The organism is Microcoleus sp. Pol14D4, assembly GCF_036701245.1.
Taxonomy (GTDB): domain Bacteria; phylum Cyanobacteriota; class Cyanobacteriia; order Cyanobacteriales; family Microcoleaceae; genus Microcoleus.
Genome location: NZ_JAUBQM010000018.1, coordinates 17837 through 41739, shown reverse-complemented (window position 1 = coordinate 41739; position 23903 = coordinate 17837). Strand labels below are relative to the sequence as shown.

Annotated in this window: 16 protein-coding genes; 8 read left to right on the top strand and 8 right to left on the bottom strand. The window is 45.9% G+C overall.

All coding sequences use genetic code 11. The annotated features are described in order from the left end of the window. Positions 1-9 precede the first annotated feature (9 nt). Complete coding sequence (locus tag QUA33_RS09590; protein ID WP_333148393.1) at positions 10-1233, top strand: tetratricopeptide repeat protein; 1224 nt, start codon at positions 10-12, stop codon at positions 1231-1233. Positions 1234-1634: 401 nt separating this feature from the next. On the opposite strand, the gene QUA33_RS09585 is transcribed toward QUA33_RS09590, so the two are convergent. Further along, a complete protein-coding gene (locus QUA33_RS09585; protein ID WP_333148392.1) occupies positions 1635-7175 on the bottom strand; it encodes a protein kinase domain-containing protein in 5541 nt (1846 codons plus the stop codon). A 531-nt stretch (positions 7176-7706) separates the two neighbouring features. Between QUA33_RS09585 and QUA33_RS09580 the strand changes: the two genes are divergently transcribed. The 5 genes from QUA33_RS09580 (at position 7707) to QUA33_RS09560 (ending at position 13012) form a co-directional block, all read left to right on the top strand. Beyond that, entirely contained in the window at positions 7707-8039 is a 333-nt protein-coding gene (locus QUA33_RS09580) for a hypothetical protein (RefSeq protein WP_333148390.1), read from the top strand. A gap of 186 nt (positions 8040-8225) precedes the next feature. Then, the gene (locus tag QUA33_RS09575; protein ID WP_333148388.1) at positions 8226-8435 is read left to right on the top strand and encodes a hypothetical protein; all 210 of its coding nucleotides are present in this window, start codon (positions 8226-8228) and stop codon (positions 8433-8435) included. Positions 8436-9078: 643 nt separating this feature from the next. Beyond that, complete coding sequence (locus tag QUA33_RS09570) at positions 9079-9300, top strand: hypothetical protein (protein ID WP_333148387.1); 222 nt, start codon at positions 9079-9081, stop codon at positions 9298-9300. A gap of 53 nt (positions 9301-9353) precedes the next feature. Continuing rightward, the gene (locus QUA33_RS09565; protein ID WP_333148386.1) at positions 9354-11597 is read left to right on the top strand and encodes a TOMM precursor leader peptide-binding protein; all 2244 of its coding nucleotides are present in this window, start codon (positions 9354-9356) and stop codon (positions 11595-11597) included. A gap of 8 nt (positions 11598-11605) precedes the next feature. Continuing rightward, the gene (locus QUA33_RS09560; protein ID WP_333148385.1) at positions 11606-13012 is read left to right on the top strand and encodes a SagB family peptide dehydrogenase; all 1407 of its coding nucleotides are present in this window, start codon (positions 11606-11608) and stop codon (positions 13010-13012) included. Between the two features lie 275 nt (positions 13013-13287). On the opposite strand, the gene QUA33_RS09555 is transcribed toward QUA33_RS09560, so the two are convergent. Together QUA33_RS09555 and QUA33_RS09550 are read right to left on the bottom strand one after the other, a co-directional pair. Beyond that, positions 13288-14925, bottom strand: coding sequence for an FAD-dependent oxidoreductase (locus QUA33_RS09555; RefSeq protein WP_333148382.1), 1638 nt, complete (start codon positions 14923-14925; stop codon positions 13288-13290). A 297-nt stretch (positions 14926-15222) separates the two neighbouring features. Beyond that, positions 15223-16095, bottom strand: coding sequence for an S-methyl-5'-thioadenosine phosphorylase (locus QUA33_RS09550; RefSeq protein ID WP_333148380.1), 873 nt, complete (start codon positions 16093-16095; stop codon positions 15223-15225). 210 nt (positions 16096-16305) lie between these two features. Between QUA33_RS09550 and QUA33_RS09545 the strand changes: the two genes are divergently transcribed. Continuing rightward, complete coding sequence (locus QUA33_RS09545; RefSeq protein WP_333036261.1) at positions 16306-16512, top strand: hypothetical protein; 207 nt, start codon at positions 16306-16308, stop codon at positions 16510-16512. A 149-nt stretch (positions 16513-16661) separates the two neighbouring features. Here the strand turns inward: QUA33_RS09545 and QUA33_RS09540 are convergent, their stop codons facing one another. From QUA33_RS09540 to QUA33_RS09525, 4 genes are all read right to left on the bottom strand, one after another. After that, the gene (locus tag QUA33_RS09540) at positions 16662-17501 is read right to left on the bottom strand and encodes a Tab2/Atab2 family RNA-binding protein (protein ID WP_333148378.1); all 840 of its coding nucleotides are present in this window, start codon (positions 17499-17501) and stop codon (positions 16662-16664) included. Positions 17502-17784: 283 nt separating this feature from the next. Then, a complete protein-coding gene (locus tag QUA33_RS09535; protein WP_333148376.1) occupies positions 17785-18990 on the bottom strand; it encodes an adenylate/guanylate cyclase domain-containing protein in 1206 nt (401 codons plus the stop codon). Positions 18991-19011: 21 nt separating this feature from the next. Continuing rightward, on the bottom strand, positions 19012-19554 hold the full coding sequence (locus QUA33_RS09530) for a peroxidase-related enzyme (RefSeq protein ID WP_333095122.1): 543 nt from the start codon (positions 19552-19554) through the stop codon (positions 19012-19014). A gap of 96 nt (positions 19555-19650) precedes the next feature. Then, positions 19651-19878: a hypothetical protein gene (locus QUA33_RS09525; RefSeq protein ID WP_333148375.1), complete on the bottom strand. Its 228-nt coding sequence runs from the start codon at positions 19876-19878 to the stop codon at positions 19651-19653. A 264-nt stretch (positions 19879-20142) separates the two neighbouring features. On the opposite strand from QUA33_RS09525, the gene QUA33_RS09520 reads away from it, so the two are divergent. Next, on the top strand, positions 20143-21447 hold the full coding sequence (locus QUA33_RS09520; protein WP_333148373.1) for a valine--pyruvate transaminase: 1305 nt from the start codon (positions 20143-20145) through the stop codon (positions 21445-21447). 225 nt (positions 21448-21672) lie between these two features. Here the strand turns inward: QUA33_RS09520 and QUA33_RS09515 are convergent, their stop codons facing one another. Beyond that, a complete protein-coding gene (locus tag QUA33_RS09515) occupies positions 21673-23865 on the bottom strand; it encodes a caspase family protein (protein ID WP_333148371.1) in 2193 nt (730 codons plus the stop codon). Positions 23866-23903: the final 38 nt, after the last annotated feature.

Below are 23903 nucleotides of genomic sequence, written 5' to 3'. Positions count from 1 at the left end.
TCTTGACACATGGAAATCGCAACTCAGGTGCGTATCACTAAGGCAATGCGTTTGTCAAGTATCTTTAGAAAAAGTATTAGCCCGATCGCCCTTTTGACTATTCTAGTCTGCGCCAGTAGCGTTTCTGCGTCTGAACCGAGGGTGATACCGTTGGTTCAGCAGCAATTCTCACAGCAGCAATTTAAAGAAGAAATTCGCGATCGAGTTCAAGAAGAAGTTGACATTGCTTTTGGGCGCACGGCGGTACTGCTTAACGGGCTGGTAATTGCCCTAACTTTGTTTCCGACAGCAGCCGGAGTCGGGGTTTGGTTTCTGTTGAGCAAATTGTCCAAGCAGACAACAATTGCCCGCCAAGAAATTGAAAGTCTCCATTACGATACAATCTCTCAATTAAAACTATTAATTTCCGACGCTGAAACTATCTTAGGCGAAATTCAACACCAAAGTCACTCGACCGAGGCAGAAACAGACCTTTTATTCCCCGATGCCCAAATTCAAGAATTTGCTCCGGTTAACTATGGCAATTACCAACAGCTATTGACAGCCGGCGACTATGCTAAACAGGGAGATGCTTGTTTCTTTGAAAACCGTTATCAAGATGCGATCGCGGCTTACGATCGGGCCCTGCAAATTCAGCCGGATTTAGCCGATACTTGGAATAACCGAGGAGTAGTGCTCACGAGAATGCAGCGGTATCCAGAGGCGATCGCCTCTTACGAACAAGCTACTACAATTCGTCCGAATTATCCCGATGCTTGGAACAATCGAGGCGTGGTATTGTTGGAGTTGCAGAAGTACCAGGAGGCGATCGGCTGTTACGAACAAGCAATTCAAGCCAAACCGGATTATGCCGACGCTTGGAACAACCGAGGCGTTGCTTTTTCCAAAATGCAGGAGTACGAACAAGCAGTAATTTCTTACAATCAAGCCCTACAAATTAAAAATGATTATACTGACGCTTGGAACAATCGAGGCGTTGCACTCTCCAAATTGCAAAAATACGAAGCTGCGATCGCTTCCTACGACAATGCTGCTAAAATTCGGCCTGACTTTTACAGAATTTGGTACAACAAAGCCAGATGTTATGCCCTACAAGGTAAAATTGAATTAGCAATTGAAAATTTAAAGCGCGCCCTCAATCTCAATCCGAATGTATGTAAAGAGTTGGCCAAAAGTGAAGCTGATTTGGAGAAGATTCGCGAACACGACGCATTCAAGCAGTTGATTAATTGAGGGGAACTAAGGAAATGAGTGGGAAAATACATACAGCAATACGGTTCAGTTAAAACTGTTTCTTCCCCGGAGATCCCCCTAAATCCCCCTTAAGAAGGGGGACTTTGAGTAAGTTCTTGTCCCCCCCTTCTTAAGGGGGGCTAGGGGGGATCGGGCTTAACTGAACCGTATTGCTTCATAAACCGGGAATCTGCTTTAAGTAGTCAAAAGCGAGTGAAACGAAGCTATTGGCTTTCTGTTCGGGCAGTTGTACATTCGGTTATACAGCAAGGTTTATTTGTGCCTACCTACTTATATCAAATCCGTTAGCATCGGAATAGTAAATTCGAGTTGACTGTTGACTGTTGACGCCGTGAACAGTCAACAGTCAACATCACCTGACGGTGTAACCGGAAATGATATTACTTCTGTTTAATTACAACCAAAGTAATGTCATCAAATACTTTTTGTTCCCCGATGTATCGCCGCACGTCGTCAATCACAGCTTGCTTGATTTCTGCTGCTGACTGTTCCCTGTTAAGGACAACAACTTCAATCAATGGCTCGATACCGTATTGATTTTTCTTCATATCAAAAGCTTCGGTAATTCCATCTGTGTAGAGTATGACAACATCCCCCGAATTCAACTGTATTTCAGTAGAAGCAATGAAATCGGCAATATCTGGTTCCAAGGCGATGGGAAAGCCTAACTCGATGGTATCAATCCGCTCTACTTCGCCGCAGTCACGCACGACAATCACCTCTTCGTGCTGTCCGCTCAAATGCAGGGTGTTGTCCCGATATTCTAGCAAAGAAAGGCTCATATTTTTACCAGAATCCATGCGCTCTACGTTGTCAAAAAGCGTTTGGTTGACTGTCTGCAATAATTTAACGGGGTCGGTTTCCTTGTGAACCAGCAAAGTGCGAATGGCTGTTTGCGCCATAATCATTAACACGCCGCTTTCTAAACCGTGTCCTGTCACGTCGCCGATGCCAATTGTGGCTTTACCACTGTGATTTAGTACGTCGTAATAGTCGCCACCAACTTCATCAGCCGGTTCCATGAATGCAGCAATTTCTAGCCCTGCAATTGACTCTAATTCCTGCTGTTGAGGCAAAATCATTTGTTGCAGGCGGCGGGTTACGTCTAGTTCCGCACTCATGCGAAGGTTGTCTACTTTTAGCCGATCGTTCAAAACCAATATTTCTTTATTAGCTTGGGCTAATTGTGCCGTGCGTTCTTCTACTTTTTGTTCTAGGGTTTGATAAAGTTGGGCGTTTTCTAAGGCGATAGATGCCTGGGAAGATAGGAGTTTTAAAACTTCTATTCGCGCTGGGGTGAATACTTTTTCTGCTAGGTTATTTTCTAAGTAAACTACGCCCATGAAGCGACCTTGATTGATGATGGGAGTACAGAGTATGGATTTGGTTTGATGGGCAACAATATAGGGGTCTGCGGCAAACATTGCCTCGGTAGTAGCATTGTTTAAGACGGCAGGTGTTTTGGTTCTTTCTACATAGTTGATGACGCTCATGGGGAGGATTTCGGGGAGGGGCAGATGGGGGATTTGTGAGAGGGTGATGTTGTCGCCTTCGACTTGTCCGACGGCTTCTATGGTGAATGTGTTTGAGTGTTTGAGCAGCAAATATCCGGTTTGTGCGCCGGCATTTTCTATGGCGATTTTAATTAGTTTTGCTAGCAATTCACTGAGGACTATTTCACTGGAAATGGCTTGGGCAGCTTTGAAGACGGAGGCTAGGTCAAATCCTTCGGAATTGCTGCTACTGGTGATGATAGTGGCTAAGGTGAGGCTGGTTTCTGAGGGTTTTTGAGCGTTGATTTTGGCGAAGAATTGCGGATATCGGGTTTCTAAGTCTTTGACTTTGGCTTTGGCTCCCCAGCGGATGTAGCAGTAGTATGCTTCTAGTAGGAAGAAGCGGGCCATGTTTTCTTGGCCGCGAGTTAGGTGAAATTCGCCGTTGAGTTCGTTGGCGAGGGCTTCTTCTTGGGTGTATTGTTGTTCTCTGGCCCCGCTGATGGCCGCATCGTAGAGGGTGATGGCTGCGGGGTAGTCTCCTAAAATTCTCGCTTTTTCTGCTTCTATTAGGTCGTATTTGTGTTGGTAGTTGGCGGGGCAATTGTTTGCCCAATGTCTCATTGTTTGTTGATTGGTGGCTACTTGTTCGAGATATTCTCTCTGTTCGGTTTCGCTGACGTGGGGATATTGAGCGAGGAGGCTGAGGGAGTAGTAAAAGTTGAGTTGTGCTGTCACCAGCATCCCTCGAACAGGTGCTTGATATTTATCTGCTTGCCGAGCATTTTCAACGGCGGCTTCGCGTTCTTTAAATAAATATGAAAGTAAAGTTTTAAAAGTGTATATAAAAAATAAGTTATAATAATTATTCATTTGTAATGCCGCTTCAAGAGCCTCTTTTTCATTATATTGATCGCCAGTTAAGTCAGTAGGTCGGTTTGACTGACCCAGTAAATTCAAGTAAAGTTGTCGATACATCTTAATAGCTTCAAAGGAATGAGATTGCTTGAGTTTGCCAATCAAAGATACATACTCTCTGGTTTTAACATCCAGAAAATCTAAGTCGTTACCCGCAAAGAATATATGAAGATTATTTATTAGAATTGCATAGCAGCCATACTCTAAATTTCCGGTTTCTAGCCCACTATTAACAGCCTCTTGCAAAGAGTCTATGGTTGCCCTAACATGGTCTTTCCAGTGTCGAATAGATGAGTTAAAGCAATATAAAACAATTGCTTTTATATTTTTGGCATTGAATTGCTCCAGCAATCTTAAAGATAACTGACCAAATCTATATCCTGAATCAATATCTCCAGAAGCAGTCAAAAAGATACCATAATGAACGTACACACCAGCAGCTAAAGGAGGATTGCCGTAAGTTAAGCAGAGATCCACCATTGCAAATAAAAGCCGCGACAGTAAAGCAGGATTCGTGATATAAGCAGCCGAAGTAACTGTTAAAAGAATCCGAATTGCGGCAAAGTGATAAGGATATGTCATTTCGGGAAGGTTGGCTAAATCCTCAATTTCTTTATTTTCTTCGGCCAGTTTTCTTGAAATTGCCTGAATCAAAATTCCGGGATCTTCCGACATTTCAGACAGCGATATCCCTAATTTTTCCAGAACCTCCAGCCCTGTCTCTATTGCTTCTGAAAACCTGTATTGAGAAATATAAGACTGAATTTTAACTTCATAAACTTTCACCCTATCCAAAAGCGTTTTTGCCTCTTGCAACACCACTTCTAAAAGCTGTTCCGCCCGTGCAAAATTAGCGTTTAAATATTCAGCTTCTACGGTTTCCACATAGATAGGCAGCGTTAAGTCATAATCACTCTGCCAACCATCGGCAGCCAGCAGTCCCAAACTGAGATTAAAATAATTAACAGCCGCTTCAAAGGCTGCGGATGCTTTAGCTTTTTGACCGGCAATCAAGTTAAGTTCTGCTAACAGGTTTTTGTCTGACTGTGTAGCCAGTAGAAGTGATGCCTCTGTGGTTGCCTCTATGCCAAAATTCAATTGATTAACCAGGGCAAAAATATTGTTTTTGCGTTCTTCTGCTGTAGTATTTTGCAGCAGTAATTGACCGATTTGGAAGTGAGTTGATTTTTTCTCGGTTTCGGGAATCAAAGAATAGGCAGATTGCTGCACTCTATCGTGCAAGAATTTGTAATCTACTTTCACATCTTGCAGCCGCACTGATTCAGATTCCGACTCGACAAATACCAAGGGAATTTTGTAGGCTTCCGAAAGAGGCAAAATCAAACCCGCCTGAAGCGCCGGCCACAACTGCGCGCCCGTTACTAATTCTGATGCTTGGTTAACAATGGCTAAAACATCTAAGTTGAAAGTGTTGCCAATGCAAGCGGCAAGTTTTAAGGCTTTCTGAGTAACCTCTGGTAGTTTTTGGATGTTTCTAGCAATCAGTTCGACAACGTTTAAATCGGTAATGCCAATGGCTTGGATTGCCTCGATATCCCATTGCCATCTGTCGCTGCTGGCTTGATAATGCAGTAGGCTTTCCAAGGCAAGGGTTTTCAGCAGTTGGGTTAAAAAGAAAGGGTTGCCTTGGGTTTTGCTAAACAGGAGTTGGGAAAAGGATTGAATGCGTTTTGTGGCTGCCGATTCATTGAGAGTATCGGCAATCAGTTGGCTAACATGATTTAGCGCTAAAGGTTGGACGGTGATGTTGTTGAGATTAGCCCCGGATTCGCGGATTTTTTCTAAGGTTTGAATTAAAGGGTGAGTGGGGTTGACTTCGTTATCGCGATATGCTCCAATGATTAACAAAAATTGGCTGTCAGAGTCACTCATCAGCAGTTGCATCAGTTTCAGGGAGGCTGCATCTGCCCACTGCAAGTCATCTAAAAACAGGACAACGGGGTGTTGGGGCTGACAAAAGACTTTGAGGAATTGTTGAAAAACTCGATTGAAGCGGTTTTGTGATTCTGTTGGCCCTAATTGTGGCACTTCTGGCTGCGAACCGATAATAAATTCTACTTCGGGGATGACATCAATGATGACTTGGGCATTGGGGATGAGGGCATCTAAGAGTTGATGTTTCCAACTGGCAATTTGTCCGGCATTTTCTGTGAGTAATTGGTTAATTAAGGCTTGAAAAGCTGTGATGATGGCTGAGTAGGGAATGTTGCGGTTAAATTGGTCGAATTTGCCGGAAATGAAATAACCCCGCTGGCGGACTATGGGTTTGTGAACTTCGTTGACGATGGCGGTTTTGCCAATACCGGAATAACCGGAAACGAGGATCATTTCGGCATGGCTTTGATCCCCCCCGGCCCCCCTTGATAAAGGGGGAGTAAGAGTGGAGGAGGATTCTGCTTCGGAAGCGTAGCTTTGATCCCCCCCAGCCCCCCTTGATAAGGGGGGGGTAAGAGGTGTTGGGGTAAGAGGGGATTCTGCTGGTTCTAAAGCCCCCTTAGTAAGGGGGGCGGGGGTTAGAGATGTCGGGGTAAGAGTGGATTGGCTGATTCTTTCAAAGGCGGCTAGTAATTCTATTACTTCCTGTTCGCGGCCGTAAAGTTTTTGTGGAATCAGAAGTTGGCTACCTTTGTCGCGGGTGGCAATGGCAAAAGGTGCTATTGTTTCTGTAGCAAGCAACTGATTTAAACAAGTTTCTAAGTCAAATTTTAACCCCGCTGCGCTTTGATATCTCTCTTCTGCGGTTTTGGCTAATAGTTTCATGACGATATCAGAAATAACTTGGGGAATTTCTCTAATTTCACAAAGCGGTAACGGCTGTTTAGCTAAGTGACAATGTATTAATTCCATCGGCTCGACCGTGGCAAAAGGTAACTGACCCGCGAGCAGTTCGTATAAAGTCACTCCTAAAGAATAATAGTCGGTTCGGTAATCTACCGAGCGGTTCATTCGCCCCGTTTGTTCTGGGGAGAGATAGGCGAGAGTACCCGCCAGTTCCGAGGGGTTGCTCACAGATTGATTTTCTTGTTGCAAGCGGGAGGAAATGCTAAAGTCAGTGAGTTTGACTTCGCCTGTGGTAGAGTTAATAATGATATTGCCCGGTTTAATATCTTTGTGAATAATCGAATGGCGGTGCAAATAATCTAAGGCATCTATTAAGACAATGGCAATTCTCAGAACTTCTGTTAAAGGGAAGGTTTGGTTAGTAAGTAACAGGTCGAGAGAGGAGCCGCCAAAATCTTCTAAAATTAGGGCAAAGCTATTGCGATAGTTTTCTAGGCTATAGACTTTTGTGATACTAGAACTGTCTAGGGGTTGGGCAATTTTGTATTCATTTCTGAGGCGGGTGACTTCTTCCAGAGTTGGGTACTCGGATTTAAGGAGTTTGACGATAACGGGTTGCTGGTCTGCTTCGCGGTAGCCTCGATAAACCAAACTTTTTACGCCGCTGTGAAGTTCTTGTACAATGCGATATCCGTTAAGTCCGAGCATAGTCCGTGCGCTATTTGGTATTGTACTTGTTAGTGATATTAACCTATCGGGAGTGAAAACCACTGTATCATCAAGAAAATCCGTAAAAATTCACATTTTGCACCACGATAAAAAAGCTGTAGGGGCTGGTTCGCCAACAATATATAACGATAACCAACAATCTAAATAAACCCGCCCAACCCCACCAATCGCCCACATCAACCAGAAATTTGCATCGAATATTACTATGTGGATGATGATTGTTCGTTGGGTGGGGCGGGTTTTCGAGATTGTTTGTTTTTGGCGATTATGGTTGGCGAACCCGCCCCTACAGCATTTAGGATGATACAATTCCCAGTCAAAGGCAAATGATATTATTTCTCTTTCTCAAAAAAGGGCGATCGCCAGTTTCCTAGACTTTGAAGCCTTGGGCTTTGCCGACTGTAAACCAGGGTGCGGTCAATAGTTGCCGATCGAAACTGTAGAGAACGCATCTGCTATACAATAACAGCAAAATCTGTATTTCCCGCAAAAGGGAGCTAGGAGAAAATTATGGCTTTTCCCCAGGATTGGAGAAGTTGGGAAACACAAATAGCCCGACTGATTGGTCAAGCATGGTTGGACGAAGCTTTATATAATCGGCTACTCAACGAACCCGCAGCCACGCTGCGAGACAATGGGTTAATTTTGGAAGATTTCGTAGAAGTCCAAGTAAATCAGGCTCCCGATGCAGTTCCCATCCTTCGAGGTACTTCAGGGGAAACGGTGATTTATGTCCTACCCCTACCTCTCAAACCTGACGATCTGACAGACGAACAGATTAGCAATTGGATTGATGGGCGGGCTGAGATATTACCAGGCGGACTTAGGGTCTGTTGCTCCTAAAGTCCCTTTAGCTTAGCGCAGGCTGCACCTGTAGCTTGCCAGTTTTTCGGCCCCGCTTGTTAGTCGCAGCGGGGCCGCTTCAGAAGAGTTGGTGTTTCCGCAGTTGACAAGCGGATGAGACTGTTGTACTGTATCGGCATTAATTGCCAGAACAAGATTAGGTTGATCTAACAGAGGAATATAATTATGTCAGTTTTGCAACCAGATTTGACGGCGAGCGAACAGGAAATGTCGAAGGCGATCGCGCAGGCTTGGTTAAGTGGCGTTCCTGAAGGTACGACGATCGGTGAAATGCGATTGCCCGCGAAACCCGACGATCTGACAGACGCACAGATTAGCGATTGGATTGAGGGGGGAACAGAGATAGCTCCTGGTTCGCCTCCTAAGTCTACCTAAAGTCCCTTTAGCTTGCCGCAGGCTGCACCTGTAGCTTGCCAGTTTTTCGGCCCCGCTTGTTAGTCGCAGCGGGGCCGCTTCAGAAGAGTTGGTGTTTCCGCAGTTGACAAGCGGATGAGACTGTTGTACTGTATCGGCATTAATTGCCAGAACAAGATTAGGTTGATCTAACAGAGGAATATAATTATGTCAGTTTTGCAACCAGATTTGACGGCGAGCGAACAGGAAATGTCGAAGGCGATCGCGCAGGCTTGGTTAAGTGGAACTCTCTAGTCACAGCGGGGTCGATCGAGGAGAGTTAGCTTTTCGGGCGATCGACTATAGTTAATTTATAGATTTAAATTTTTAAGAGTATGGAAACCGTAAATAGCGATCGGGCTAAAACGAAAAAGATTGAATGAGGAGGCGATCGCACAAATTGTGGTACACACAATCTTGTCGTAGGTAAGGTGCGTCGCCACCGGTCAAACAGCAAGTTCCATTTAACCTCTCACAGATCCGCACCCTACAAAACTTGAGGAGAGGAAGCTTTTCCGGGGATAAAAACTGGCAAGCGCGATCGGACTTGACAAGAGGACGCGGCGGTTGTAATTTGTCACAATTATTGCTAAAATTAAGAGTAAAAAATTATTCTGATTAGCCAATGAGCAACATCTCTATCAGCTTACCAGATGACTTAGTTACCTATGTCAGTCAAAAAGCGCCAAACCCCAGTGCTTTGATAGAATCTCTCTTGCAACAATGGCGAAAACAGCAAGAAAAACAAGCTTTAGCAGATGCTTGTCAGCTAATTGATGAACTAAATTTAGGATGGGATGAGGAATGGCAGACTCAGGTGATTACCGACTGGGAAGTATCTGGATAGCGAGATTCGCTTTACTAAAATCAATCGCAAAATTATATTAAACACCCTTCAGGATGCTCTACCAACCAAAGTTTAAAAATTGCTTCACCGTCGAAATCATCAAATCGGTAGGAGTATTCCTGATCTCCGAGTCAGATTCCTTCGTCCTCTCAGGCCACCTTTACGAACTATTAACCCCCTTAATTAACGGTAACAACACCGCCGACGAAATCGTCAACCAACTGCGAGGTCAAGCCTCACCCGCAGAAATTTACTATACCCTAGCCCTGCTAGAAAAACAAGGCCACCTCATCGAAAACGACACCTCCCTCCCCGATGAAACTGCCGCCTTTTACACCCTTTTAAACATCTCCCCCCAACAAGCCACATCGCGCCTACAATCCCTGAAAGTTGCCGTCATCTCCTACAGCCAAATCCCAGCCGAAGCTTGTGTCAGCGCCCTAGAAACCCTCGGCATTCAAGTCTCAACCACCGCAGATATCACCCTGATCGTAGCCGACGATTACCTGCAACCAGAACTGGGAGAATTCAACCAAAAAGCCCTCCAAACAGGCAAACCTTGGCTACTCCTAAAACCTACAAGTTCCACAATTTGGATAGGCCCGATTTTCCACCCCGAAACCACCGCCTGCTGGGAATGTCTCGCCCAACGCCTGAGAGCAAATCGCCCCACCCAAAGCTTCATCCAGCGTCAAAAAAAATACTCAAAACCCTTATCAAATCCCCCATCTTACCTACCTTCCACCCTACAAATAAGCTTAAATTTAGCCGCCACAGAACTAGCCAAATGGATTGTCCAAGGCGACAATAAAAATTTAGAAAATACCATAATTGCCTTTGACACCAAAACCCTCAAAACCACCAATCACACCATAACTAAACGCCCCCAATGCCCCGAATGCGGTCAACTTCCGCCCCAAGAAATCCAGCCCTTTGTCCTCCAAAGCCAGAAAAAAACCTTTACCGCCGACGGCGGCCATCGCGGCTTTTCCCCAACCGAAACCCTGCAAAGATTTGACAGCCAAATCAGTCCCATCACCGGAGTTGTGCGCGGTTTACTCAAAGTTCCCCAAACAACCAATGCTTTAACACCGAACTACTTAGCCGGCCACAATTTCGCCACCATGTTCGATGATTTGTACTTCCTCAAAGAAAACCTACGGGGAAGAAGTGCCGGCAAAGGCAAAACCGACGAACAAGCCAAAGCCAGCGCCTTGGGAGAAGGCATTGAGAGATATTCCGGCGTATTTCAAGGCGACGAAATCCGAAAAAAAGGCAGCTATCAAACAATGGGAGAAACCGCCATTCACCCCAATGATTGCATGGGTTTCAGTGAAGTACAATATAGCACTCGCCACGACTGGAATAGAACCTGTCCCAGCTTCTTTCAAAGAGTCCCCGAACCCTTCGATACCAGCCGAGAAATTGACTGGACACCAATTTGGTCATTAACTCATCAACGAGTCAAATATTTACCCACAGCTTACTGTTATTACGGCTATCCCAAACCCGAAAAACCCGACTGTTGGGCGGACTCCAACGGTAGCGCCGCCGGCAATACCAAAGAAGAAGCAATTTTGCAAGGATTTATGGAATTAGTCGAGCGAGATAGCGTTGCCTTGTGGTGGTACAATCAAGTTAAAGTCCCCGCCGTTGATTTAGATAGCTTTAACGATTCCTACATTAAAGAACTCAGAAACTATTATCAAAGTATAGACCGCACTCTGTGGGTTTTAGACCTCACCAACGATTTTAACATCCCCGTTTTTGCCGCCCTTTCTCACCGCATCGACAGAGAAATCGAAGATATTATTTTTGGTTTTGGCGCACATTTTGACCCCAAAATTGCCCTATCTCGCGCCTTAACAGAAGTCAATCAATCGTTACCCTCAGTATTAACCTTCAACAGCGATGGTAGCACAAATTACGGAGTTTCCGACGGCCTCACCGTTGAGTGGTACAAAACCGCCACCCTAGAAAATAAATCTTATTTAACGCCCGATACTTCCCAACCTTTAAAATTACTATCTGACTATCCCCCCTTAGCCAGCGATGATTTAAAAGCAGACGTTGAAAAGTGCGTAAAAATAGCTGAAACATTAGGCTTAGAAACCTTTGTTTTAGATCAAACCCGGCCAGACATTGGCTTAAATGTCGTCAAAGTTATAGTGCCAGGAATGCGGCACTTTTGGAAACGCTTAGCACCAGGGCGACTTTATGACATTCCGGTGAAATTAGGCTGGCTAGATGCACCCATCCCCGAACACCAAATCAACCCATTCCCGATATTCTTTTAAGATTAATTATGAGTGAAACCATCCCCCAAATCATCCTAACTTTTAAGCCAGAAATTTCTATAATTGAGGATGCCGAAAAAGGCTTAATCTTAAAAGCCCCCTACATCGACTTTAACATCAACAAACTCTCCCCCGGAATTGTCGCCGCGATTAAAGTTATTTCTACCGCAGGCGCAACCGAAACAGCCCTAACTCAACTGGTAGTTGCTACCGATGGCAGTTCCGCCCTCGCTAAATTCTACTACTACCTAGAACAATTTGTCATCCTGGGTTTAGTTTACCATACTTTAGAAATAGACGGCAGTGCGATCGCTACAGCCGTCCCCATAGCCACACCCTATAAATGGCAATTATCAGAGATAATTACTGATAACAACTATCTACTTTCGCGCTTTGCCTATTGCCACTCAGAAAAATCCCATTTAGTTGTCGAATCCCCCCTTTCCAAAGCCAAAATTATCCTCAAAGATTGGCGCAGTGCAGCTTTAATCAACGAACTATCGCAACCTAAAGCCATCTCGGATTTAACCAAAATTCCGGGGATTTCTGAAGCCAGCGCCCGATTATTTATCAGCTTTTTGTTAACCGCTGAACTGCTATCATCTGTCAACAACAATAGCAGCTTAGAACAAAGTGAAACTCTAACTCAATGGGAATTTCACGATTTATTATTTCACTCCCGCAGTCGAGGCGGCCGACATTCCAATCCGATTGGTAAAACCTTTCGATTTTTAGGGCAAATCGAACCGACACCCGTGCTCAAAGCCAAACCATCGAACGAGATTATTAATCTTTATCAACCCAACATCGATAGTTTGAAACAAATAGATAGACCTTTTACAGCAATTTTAGAAGAAAGAAAATCCATTCGGCAACATGGAGAAAAGCCGATTACTGTTGAACAATTAGGAGAATTTCTCTATCGTTCCGCGAGATTGCGCGAGATTGTCCCCAGAGATAACATGGATTGCAGCAATAGACCTTATCCAACCGGAGGCGCTTGCTACGATTTAGAGATTTATACAGCTATCAATTCCTGTGAAAATATTGATGCTGGGTTGTATTATTATGCACCCGAAGAACACCAACTTTGTAAAATTTCTGGGAAAACAAAGCAGGTAGAAGCATTGCTAAAAAGTGCAGGATTGTCAGTACAGATAGAGGTAGAACCACAGATTTTAATTCTGCTATCCTCTCGGTTTTCGAGAGTAACTTGGGGCTATGAATCAATGGCCTATAGTCTAATATTAAAGCACGTTGGGATTTTGTATCAAACCATGTATTTAGTGGCAACAGCCATGAATCTCGCGCCGTCGGGAGTGGGCGGGGGAAATTCCGAGTTATTTGCAGCAGCAGCCGGATGCGATTATTTTGCCGAATCCTCAGTGGGAGAGTTTATCTTGGGGAGTCGGTGATTAGTTTCCATTGGTGTCAACTTAAGCTGTCAGTCCGCCCAGTTCTTTCGTCCGCCTGTCAGTCCGCCAGGGAATGAATTCCCTGTCTAATAGCGAAAGTCCTCTCAAAGAGGACTAATAGACATCTCCAAAAAAGCGAGTTTTGAACAGGCAAGATGCCTGTTCCACAAGAAATATGGTCGAGGTAGAATGAGTTTTTCAGTCCTCTTCAGAGGACTTTAGCTATTAGCCAGGGAATTCATTCCCTGGCGGTCTGGGAAACAGTAAAATGAATTTTACGACCCCAAATCATAACTGGGTGGCAACCATTCAGGCCGACTCAAGTTAAAGTTTTCCTCTAACATTAATTCTGCACTATTCAACGCTCCTTGCACCCATCCTTGCATATTTGAATAGGCTTCGCCACAGACATAAACATTAGCAGCACGAATCGGATGCCGCATCTGTTTCATCACTTCCCAGGGCTGACAGCGGGGGTTCCAAGAGTGCCATCCACCCCCGTAGGGATCTTTTTGCCAGTCGATATAAAGGGCGGTATAAGGTTCTGGAATATCTGCTAAATTGTGTAGGGCTTTGAGTTGTTGCTGGGCCGTCCGTACCATATTCTGAGAAGGAACTAAGGGGTCTGTGGTAATAGAACCATCACTTTTCAGAAAAGCTCTCAATTCCATTTTTTCGCCTCGTTCTCCGCGAAAAGCTGGACGTTTTTCTGGGTTATCAGGATTATAGGCCATCGTTCGCCAGAAACCCGCAGCAATATTATCAGAAAAAACACTTAATAATAGCGAGTTGTGATTGTTTGGGTCGCCCCCTTGGGCGCTTTCTGTACCGAAGTAGTAACACTTTTGCATCGGCAAATCTGTAGCTGAAGTACCACCATGAATATCTAGTTCGTGCCACCAAGGATGATGATAACCGAGGAAAAGTTTGTAAGCGGGATCGCTGCTAACGGTTTGGATATTTACCTGAAAAGTTGAATTGCTAAATAGGAAATTCTGCTGATTTTCTACGGCCAACAGTTCTAGCGATCGCTTCGGCATTGCTAAAATCAGATGTTTCGCGAACACGGGCGGGAGAGAATGACCCGCGCGATCGACAAAATTTAACCTAATCAGCCCTTCTGGAGTGCGATCGAAAGTTTTTAAGCGATGATTTAAGCAAACTTCCCCACCCTCTCTCTCAAATTCTGTCGCGAGGGTTTTCGGTAATGTTTGGTAGCCATCAGCCATCATGTACCAAGTATCGCTGTAGGGAAGAGACATACTTGTAGCGATCGCACTAGCCGCATTCCAAGTACCCAAATCCGAATAGAAAAAGCCCGTATCCAAACTGAGATTGTAAGCCTCGTTGCTAATTTCCTTCAGCAACACTTCCCAAATACTCAAGTCATACAAGTGTTGACCGTCAATTTTCAGCGTTTCGCGATCGCGCTTCCAATCATCGGAAGCAAAATATTCAGGAGTTAACTCTTTCCCTGGAATCGCCCGCCCAACAGCTAAATCGAACAATTCCTCATAATTTTTACCTTCTTCATCCGGCCGTAAATTATAAGGGACTTTATCCGGTTGGTTAAATTCACTCATCAACAAATGGCGATCGCGAACATATGCCCGTACTCCCGGACTGCTAAAGTCAACAACCGTTGTCTTCAGGTTCAGCAACTTAATCAATTCCCAGACAATAGCCTGAGATTCAGTCACATACATCCCACCCAACTCAGCCTGAACATGAGGCATCCCCGGCATTGTCATTGATAGTAACCGACCACCAATGCGATCGCTCAATTCATAGAGACGAATCTTAGAAGATTTGTGATGAGATGCTAACCGCCAAGCAGCGTAGGCCCCAGAAACGCCACCACCCACAACTGCAACATCAATCATTTGATTTGGCTTAACTGCACTATTACTCATAAGTTCCTAGTAAAATAACACCTAAAAAATTACTTATCGATCGATCGGCTTCAGGACACTCCAAGAACCTATTAGCGTCTACTTAGCGTCAAATTACATAAATAGAAAAAAACCTCGTAATAGAATCAGTCATTGGCAAATAGTGATTCACCTCAATTTGATATTGATTTTACGGCATTGCATAATTTTGGGAGGACTCTTGTAGGGGGGACTCTTATAGCCACGCAGAAAAATAAGGGTTTTCAGCTTTGATAAAATTCAAAATCATCCCGCAAATATGCAACGCCTCACTTTCAACTACAAATATTTCTGCAACAACAAACCCATTTTCTCCTTAGTTGCGGCAGGCACTTGATCGAGCCGAGTCAGAATAGCATATTTCAAAGCTGAATGCGACTCGGAAACGGGGGGATTTTCTGTTAACCTCCGTACTGTTTCTTGAATGACTTTTTGAGCATTCTCTGCATTGCGGTGCAAATTTGCTATTACCATTTCTACGGTTACGCTGTCGTGATCTTCGTGCCAGCAGTCGTAATCGGTGACTAATGCTAAAGTTGCGTAGGCAATTTCTGCTTCTCTGGCTAATTTTGCTTCCGGCAAATTTGTCATTCCGATGACTGTCGCCCCCCAACTGCGGTAAAGGTGGGATTCTGCTTTTGTGGAAAATGCCGGGCCTTCCATGCAGACGTAAGTGCCGCCCCGGTGCAGGGTAACGTCGGAGAGGTTCAAGGATTCGATCGCACTTGCCAATACTTTAGCCAATTCGCCGCAAACCGGATCGCCGAATGTGATGTGACCGACTATTCCTTCTCCAAAAAAAGTAGAAACTCGATTTTTTGTGCGATCGATAAACTGATCCGGCACTACCATATCTAAAGGTTTCGCCTCAGCTTTCAGGGAACCAACCGCCGACGCTGAGATTAAATACTCCACTCCCAAACTCTTCATGGCATAAACATTTGCCCGGTAAGGCACTTCTGACGGCAAAAAAGTGTGGTTGCGGCCGTGTCTAGCCAGAAATGCTACTGGCGTACCGTCCAATGTTCCCACAATTGCGGCATCCGATGGCGATCCAAAAGGTGTATCAATTTTCACCTCTTCAATATCCTTGAGGGCCTCCATTTTATACAAACCGCTGCCGCCGATAATTCCGATTTTTGCTTGTGCCATTTTTACCCTCTGCTTGAGTTTTACCACAGTGATTCTATCGGGCCATCGTTAAGTTGACGTAAAGATAATTGAAGATTTGGTGACAACAGTCACCCCCACATACACTATTTTGTCACTAAATATATGTGATCTCAATCACAAACTACCTTCACAAAATCTTTAAAAATAAAGGTACATAGTTCTGTTACCTACTTTTAGCGTGTTAAGACCATGACAGTCAGCTCTGCTAACCTCCCCAAAATCTCGATCGAGGCGATCGTCCAGCGTATTTTTGCTTTTCGTCAAATTACCCCCCTTGATAGACGGCTGCTGAAATCAGCCATGCTAGCCCAGAAAGGTCTGAACGAAAAAGACCACTCTCACATCAACCGAGTGTGTCAGGGCATCCGAAACGGATTGATTTTAGTTGTAGAATAAATTTGCAGCACTATCTCTTGCTGACTCAAGAAGCTGTTTTAAAATTTGTGTTTGAGTCTGTATGGGCGGGAACTGAGTTCGGGCGGTGTTTTACTATTTTTAGGTGCGCGAACCCTTGACATCACAAATAATATTATTTACATCTTAAATTATCGCTCAAAATTCAATAGCCAAAAGCCTGTATAAGTCATGCCACTATCATCGGGCTGGACTAACAAAAAATGCAATCCTTTACTTAATTGCTTGCGCTGTTGGTAAATTTGGGCCGCGGCTTTCACCTCGCTATCTTCAAAAGTAGCCACAACCCACCTATCTACTAACCCAGCTTCCAATATCAATCCGTCTGGTTCTCCAGCAATATAATTCAAAGCGAAAGGTTTGGCATCCTGAAGCCATCTAGCCAACCGCATAGACTGGCGCCCGCCGTCAATCACAACTCCCGGTACGGGTACTGTTGAGGCCAAGCCCAAATTCAGCGGTAACAGCAATTCTGGCATTTCCAAAATTGGCAGGGGACGCCCTTGAAAAGCATCTTCAATGTCGCCGGCGGGTAGGGAAGCAAAACGCCAGCCATCGCCCCAGAGGTTTTCGGGTAAGGGTACGGGCGGCGGCGAGTCGAGGGCGATCGCGCTGTAAGTTTCACCTGTATAATTAGGCATACTCAAATATTCTTTTGCGCGTTTTTGCAGCAACAATTTCAGACTCGCAGTGCGCCGAGTCGCTTCCACCTTGACACCCAAAACTTTGCCCGCAGCTTCGATTAAGCCCAGAGACTGAGGCCTAAATACTTGAATCAAGTCGGGCAAATTCTGAGTTTGAGCTTGCTGCTGCAACTGCGAAGCTAGCCAATGAGAATTTGCGTCCCCTTGGCGACAAACAGCGCTTAATTGAAAACTGCCTTCCGAGTCGCAAATTAAGAGTTCCCACAGTGGTTTGCCAGTTTCGTCTTGGAGAGGACGGCGGTAAAAATCGGCTTGCCAAATACGCATAAATAATTAACAAATAAAATCTACAACTCGATAATTTTAATATAGTCTGGTGACAATCCGATACAATACCGAACTTTGAAAAAAATTCGACTTATATATTCTGAGTTCGTAGTTGAGTTAGATTTGTATATCTAACAGCGGTTAAAAAAAGGCCACTGTAGCCTGGTGAACCCAATCAGGATAGTTATCAGTCATTGCCAATTATAAAACTTTTTCTCTAAAATTTAAAAGGGTATAAAGGCTGGGCTTGCCATCCTCCATTAGCAATTAGCGCTTCCAAAATTTATTTAAGATGGCGAACCAAATACATATCCAACTCGCCCTTATTTTTAGCATAAATTTTTCCTCGGTAGTCGCATTCAAAAAAATCTCTAACTAATTCAAACGTGTCGTGAGAGATATTGATATTTCCAGCTACGCCGGAAGATTCCATCCGAGATGCAGTATTAACTGTATCTCCCCAGACATCATAGGAAAATTTTTTATTGCCAATTACCCCAGCAAGTATTGGGCCTGAATGAATGCCAATGCGGATATCCCAATAAGGGATATTTTGTTGAGCTTTCTGTATTTTTCGCAAATCCATGAACTGTCGAATTTCTAGGGCAGCAAGTACAGCGTCAAAGGCGTGTGTTGGGCGAGGCGTAGGAATTCCTGCAGCGCACATATAGCTGTCGCCAATAGTCTTCAGTTTTTCCATAGAATATTTATCCATCACGCGATCGAAATAAGAAAAACAATAATCTAGTTCGTCAACTAACTCTCGCGGCTTCATTTTTTCAGATAACTGAGTAAAGCCTTGAAAGTCAGTAAATAAAACCGATACGTTATCATAATAAAGTGGTTCCACTTTGCCGTTATTTTTAAGTTCCTCGGCAATTTCAACCGGCAGCACGTTCAACAGTAGCCGATCGGATTTGTGCTTTTCGGCATCGAGTTCGGAATACAGCCTATTTATCTCTTTAAAGCGTTCAGCATTTCGGATAGCTGAAGATAGTTGCAAAGCCAAAAGATAGCCAATTCGTAAATCTTCTTGAGTGTAAGCTCTCGACTTGGTTGTGGCAAAATTAATTGTCCCTAAAACCTTACCTTCGCTTTCCAAAGGAAGGATAATTTGCGAAGCGTAGGGGGATAAAATAGCAGTAGCACCCGCTTCTTGAATTAATTGAGGTTGACGTGTTGTGAAAGCCTTGTGAATAGGGCCGCCCTTTGGGAGGGCTGCAATATCTACAGGAATATGCCGGCCAAATAAGGTCATGCAAGTGTTAGTGCTGTGCAGGCAAACGCTACAGTGTTCAAAGTCGAGTAGCCATTTGGCTTGCTTGCCTAGTACCCGCAAAATCTGGTTGAGATCCAGGGTGCGGTTAATGGCAGTGGCAACTTCGTTGACAGCGGAAATGCGGATGGAAAGCGCTTGAGCTTCTGCTAACAAACGGCGGGCTGTCAACAGAAGCTCTTCTCGATCTTGATCTTCTAGCCGATCGCCCATAATATGGGTATACAATATAGATTACAAAGCATCTATTTCGAGGGCTATTGCATCAGTATATCGGTTAACAAAGCTAAACAAGTCTGCTGTCGCAATAATCTCAAAAATTTCTGAATCATCAAGTCCTAAATCCCGCAGGTTTTGGTAATCAGTTTCTGTCATTTCCAGGGGTTTTGTAGCAGCCAGCAAGCCAAAGGTAATTACGGCTTTATCACGTTTTGGCAAAGGGCAGTTGGCAAAGTCAGAAACTAGGGTTCGCAGTAGTTCTTCGCTCATCCCCAAGGCTGACAATCCGTGCAGGTGAACTTGTAGAGCGTACTCGCTATTATTTGATTGGGAAATAGCGACGCCGACCATTTCTTTAAGCGTGCGAGGTAAGTCTCCTTGCAGGATTGTTCCCCGGAATTTTTTCCAATTTGCTTCTAATAGGTCAGGGTTGATTGCCATTGACTTGAACAGGTTGGGGACGATGCCAAACCCCAAGTCTGTCAAGATTTCTTCGTACACTGCTTTGGCTTTAGGATCGGTAAGCTGCTCGTATTCTATAAGTGGAAAGTGTGTCATTGTTGTGTTGAATTTTACGGCTGTTAATTGGGTTGGGAATTTACGTGTTTGTTATGTAACGCGCCTCAAAGGGCGACCTTACGACCTATCTTGGCTTTAGTCGGATTGATAATAAAATGCACCGCTGTCAGCAAACCGCGAATCATGAAAATGAGCTAGCAACAAATCTGATTCTTGAGGCTGGATTAAACCTGTAATTATAGAAGTAACAGGAGTCCATAAAATTCTGTTGCGATCGGGTTCTACGGCTAATTTTAGATTCTCCCAATGGTTGTTGTCAAGTATCGGCAATTCATCTGGCGCGACGGCGTGAAATCTTACCACAACTCTTGAATTAGCGATTGCTGTTCCGTTCGCTAATTTTTAGGCAAAAAAGACTGTTCGATCGATCGATCCAGCTCCACAAATGGCCTGAATCTTATGATCCGGCGCGCGCACAGGGGAAAAACAAAATGCAGTGCGATCGAGTTTATTGAATTAATCAGACGCTCGATCGACAACCCATGCCCCAGACAAGCTAGGCTAACGCCTGCGACTGGAGTTATTATGGGTAAACTGTAAACTTCTATCATTGTCGCTGCATTTGCTATGAACCCTGCCCTGACTCAATTTGGCGCTCAGATGTCCCACCTCACGGGAGTTCGGGCAATTATGAAAGATATTATTGAAACTCTCAGAGCCGGCAGCGGGCAGGAGTTTATCAATTTGAGCGCCGGAAACCCGGTGATTTTGCCGCAAGTCGAGCAGTTGTGGCGCGACTGCACTGCGGAACTTTTGGCTAGCCCAGAATACGGCGAGGTGGTTTGTCGCTACGGTTCCAGTCAAGGTTATCAGCCGTTTATCAATGCGGTATTGGCGGATTTCAACCAGCGTTACGGACTGAATTTGACGGATCGCAATATTCTAATTACTCCCGGCAGTCAATCGATCTATTTCTACGCAGCCAACGCTTTCGGCGGCTACACCGCACCCCCCCCATCCCCCCCTTACCAAGGGGGGGCTAGGGGGGGTAGCCTTAAAAATATTGTTTTACCGCTGAGCCCAGACTACACGGGTTACGGCGGCGTTAGCTTGATTCCCGAAGCGGTAGTCGCCTGCAAACCCACCCTCGATATTGATGCAGCCGCCCACAGGTTCAAATACCGCCCGGATTTCAGCCAACTGTCGATCGACCAAACCACCGGTTGCGTCATTTTTTCCCGTCCCTGCAACCCCACCGGCAACGTTCTCACTGACGACGAAGTTAAGAAAATTGCCGATTTAGCGGCCGCTTTCGACGTGCCGGTGTTCGTTGATTCCGCCTACGGCCCTCCCTTCCCGTCCTTGAATTTTACCGAAATGACGCCGATTTTTGGCGGCAATATCGTGCACTGTATGAGTTTGTCGAAAGCAGGATTACCTGGTGAAAGAATCGGAATTGCGATCGGCGATGAAAAACTCATTCAAATATTAGAATGTTTTCAGACCAATATGTGCATTCATTCGCCAAGATACGGACAGGCGATCGCCACTCGTGCCATTGCTTCCGGCGCTCTTGCCGATATTTCCATCAACGTAATTCGGCCGTACTATCAAAGCAAATTTGCGATCGTAGAAAGCACTCTTGAACAAGCAATGCCGAAAAATTTGCCGTGGTTTTTGCACCGGGGCGAAGGAGCAATTTTTGCGTGGTTGTGGCTGAAAGATTTGCCAATGACTGATTGGGAACTGTATCAAGAGTTGAAGAAAGTGGGTGTAATTGTCGTGCCTGGAAGTTCTTTCTTCCCCGGTTTGCGGGAAGATTGGCAGCATAAACATGAGTGTTTACGCATCAGTTTGACCGCAACAAATGAGGAGATTGAAACTGCAATGAAACGCTTGGCTCAAATGGTAGAAAAGCTTTATCAGTCTTGATTTCTTATACCAAATCCGCCGAAATCCACCTCGTTGCTGATTCGGCGGTTGAAACCGCTCTGCAAGTGAAACTTTCGTCATAGATCATAGGGACAAGCGAGATCAATGGGGTGTTTAAGCCGAATTTGATATGATTTCTCTGTCTTGCGTAGGTGGACTTCGTTGGTGTAGTTTGAGGTCAAAAGCGATTGAAATCGCGGACTATGAGCGAGGAGTTTTTAACAATTAAACGACTCGATAAACAAAACTCAGAGTTGCCCAAACATTCACATCCAAAGCCAAATCATCGGTCGATATCCCCACTTTCTGCACCCCCGGAATGCTAGCGGCGTGCAAATCTTCTAGTACCGCCCGCGCCACATTTAAAGGATTCAACAACTCTCGAATTGGCAGGGCATCCCTCGTTTGCTGCATTTCGGCTTCTATTGCAGCCAGAGTTTGAGCGAAGGGACTCTCACTAAATATAATCATAATTTCTGCAAGTCCGATCGGCCCAGATACCGCCCACCCGTTAGCGAAGCCCTCGAAGAGGATCGCCCCAGCCGCCGGCACGGTCAAATTCTCCCCAGGAGCGATCGCCCGCGACATTCCCCCCACAGCATCTTTGCCCTCAACGCCGAGCACTGACAGCCGTCCCGCGCTGTCCGAGCAAAACGCCGCAAAGTAAACCGGGCGATCGCTGTCGTTATACAATCTGTACCGAACTCGGCTGCCTTCTGGCAAACTTAGTATATGAGCGCTTGCGGATTTCTCACTTTCCCCGCTCAGCGGTTCCAGGCGATAATCACCGCCGGCCCGCACCGGCTCTCGCTGCGCCACAGCCCGCGCTTGCGGTGCGAGAGTTGCCAACTCCGCCCGCACCTTGAGGCGCGAAGACCCCTCATTGACTGTCAGCCGCAGCAACTTCCCAGCCTGCAGCGCTTTCAACTGCGGAGTCAAGCGCTGCACCGCCACCTTGACTGCTTCTCCCCCGTCGCCCTGAGTATCGGGAATCAGCATTTGAGCCAAAGAAAACAAACCGTAACGGCTTTGAGGCAAAGCAGGCTCGTGAGGCGAGACTGTTTCGGCTAAAGTCGTTTCCGGGACTCTGCCGAACCGACAGTCAGCCAATTGCTCGCTGCCTACCGCCGAAACTTGCGGCACAGTCGCAAAGGCGCTGGTAGCGTCTACCCGCTCGATGCGTTCCAAACCCGAGTCCAAAGCTACTGTCAAACCGATGTTTCGCGGCAATACCCGAATTTCTTCCTTCACGAGTTCGCCGACTGTTAGTTGGCCGTCTGTTCGATCGAACCCGTCTACAACTTGGGCTTTAGCAGAGAGGCCCGTGCGTCCCCGCAGCAAAAGCCTCGCGCCCTCCGAGGAATCCACTGCAAACACAGAACCCCCGGAGCACTCCAAAACCCCCGGCGACAACCCGCCCAGCCACAACTGCACAGTTTTGCCCCCCTCTTCCACCGCCGTCACAGCGCCGTCAGATGCAGGGGAATTGAAGATTAAATTTGAAAAATTCACCGCCGGCGCGGTTGTTAAATCGTGATTGAGAATTTGCGGTTGCTGCGATAACCCTGTCATTTGCTCGACATTGCCCGCGGCGCGGCTGAAACTGACGCTGAAGCTGCTAGCGGGAGTTGCCCACCACAAAGTTTGGGTGAGGGCGTAGGTAAACAAACCTGCGGTAAATCCGTTCCACTCTTGTTCGGCGGCGAGTTGGGAATTCGCACCCGCGGCCAGTACGGTGGCGGCCGGACGGAGATTTGTGCCGGATCTGAGGTCTTCGGCGAACGTTAATTCTCCGAGGCGAGGCTCGCCGATGGTGGGGCGGGGGCGGGAGCGAATGCGAAAGTTGCCGTTTGTAGGGAAACCCCGATAGGGGTAGCTGGTGTCGAGGATGGCGATCGCATTTTCTGTCGCGAGCGATCGCATCAACAGCAACAGCGTTTCCTCTAAAATATCGTTCACCGCCCGGTTTGGTAGCAACGGCAAAACATCATCCGCCGGCACCAAACTGTTTTGCATTTTTCCGGGAGACTCGCCCAAACTGACTCGGCTACCGCAGCCGCTAAAGTGAAAAACTACCACGTCACCGGGTTTTGCTTGTTGAGTCAAGTGAGTGACAAAAGCCGTCTCGATATTCTCCCTCGTAGCTTTAGCGTCAGTCAAAGTCAAAATGTCCGACGGCACAAACCCAAACCGATATATCAGCAGTTCCCGCTGCAATTCCACATCCGTCACGCAGCCGTGCAGGGGCGAGTCTGGATATTTGTCAACGCCAACCAACAAAGCCAATTTCCTGGCTGTCGGCTGCGCTAAGGCTTGGAGGTAGCGATCGCCCAACGGCAGCCACAGGGCCTCGCTGATTCCGATGGCGGCCAGCACCCGGCCAGCTTGCTGCAAAAATTCCCGCCGCTTGAGTCCCATTTTTAAATAGCTTTGAATTTTAAGTTTTGAATTCTAAG

Excerpts from the sequence above, each read along its gene's own strand:
- QUA33_RS09540 (WP_333148378.1), bottom strand. The coding sequence starts at position 17,501 with ATGCGTATTTGGCAAGCCGATTTTTACCGCCGTCCTCTCCAAGACGAA.
- QUA33_RS09535 (WP_333148376.1), bottom strand. The coding sequence starts at position 18,990 with ATGGGCGATCGGCTAGAAGATCAAGATCGAGAAGAGCTTCTGTTGACA.
- QUA33_RS09530 (WP_333095122.1), bottom strand. The coding sequence starts at position 19,554 with ATGACACACTTTCCACTTATAGAATACGAGCAGCTTACCGATCCTAAA.
- QUA33_RS09570 (WP_333148387.1), top strand. The coding sequence starts at position 9,079 with ATGAGCAACATCTCTATCAGCTTACCAGATGACTTAGTTACCTATGTC.
- QUA33_RS09520 (WP_333148373.1), top strand. The coding sequence starts at position 20,143 with ATGAACCCTGCCCTGACTCAATTTGGCGCTCAGATGTCCCACCTCACG.
- QUA33_RS09580 (WP_333148390.1), top strand. The coding sequence starts at position 7,707 with ATGGCTTTTCCCCAGGATTGGAGAAGTTGGGAAACACAAATAGCCCGA.
- QUA33_RS09545 (WP_333036261.1), top strand. The coding sequence starts at position 16,306 with ATGACAGTCAGCTCTGCTAACCTCCCCAAAATCTCGATCGAGGCGATC.
- QUA33_RS09575 (WP_333148388.1), top strand. The coding sequence starts at position 8,226 with ATGTCAGTTTTGCAACCAGATTTGACGGCGAGCGAACAGGAAATGTCG.
- QUA33_RS09585 (WP_333148392.1), bottom strand. The coding sequence starts at position 7,175 with ATGCTCGGACTTAACGGATATCGCATTGTACAAGAACTTCACAGCGGC.
- QUA33_RS09560 (WP_333148385.1), top strand. The coding sequence starts at position 11,606 with ATGAGTGAAACCATCCCCCAAATCATCCTAACTTTTAAGCCAGAAATT.
- QUA33_RS09550 (WP_333148380.1), bottom strand. The coding sequence starts at position 16,095 with ATGGCACAAGCAAAAATCGGAATTATCGGCGGCAGCGGTTTGTATAAA.
- QUA33_RS09515 (WP_333148371.1), bottom strand. The coding sequence starts at position 23,865 with ATGGGACTCAAGCGGCGGGAATTTTTGCAGCAAGCTGGCCGGGTGCTG.
- QUA33_RS09555 (WP_333148382.1), bottom strand. The coding sequence starts at position 14,925 with ATGAGTAATAGTGCAGTTAAGCCAAATCAAATGATTGATGTTGCAGTT.
- QUA33_RS09565 (WP_333148386.1), top strand. The coding sequence starts at position 9,354 with ATGCTCTACCAACCAAAGTTTAAAAATTGCTTCACCGTCGAAATCATC.
- QUA33_RS09590 (WP_333148393.1), top strand. The coding sequence starts at position 10 with ATGGAAATCGCAACTCAGGTGCGTATCACTAAGGCAATGCGTTTGTCA.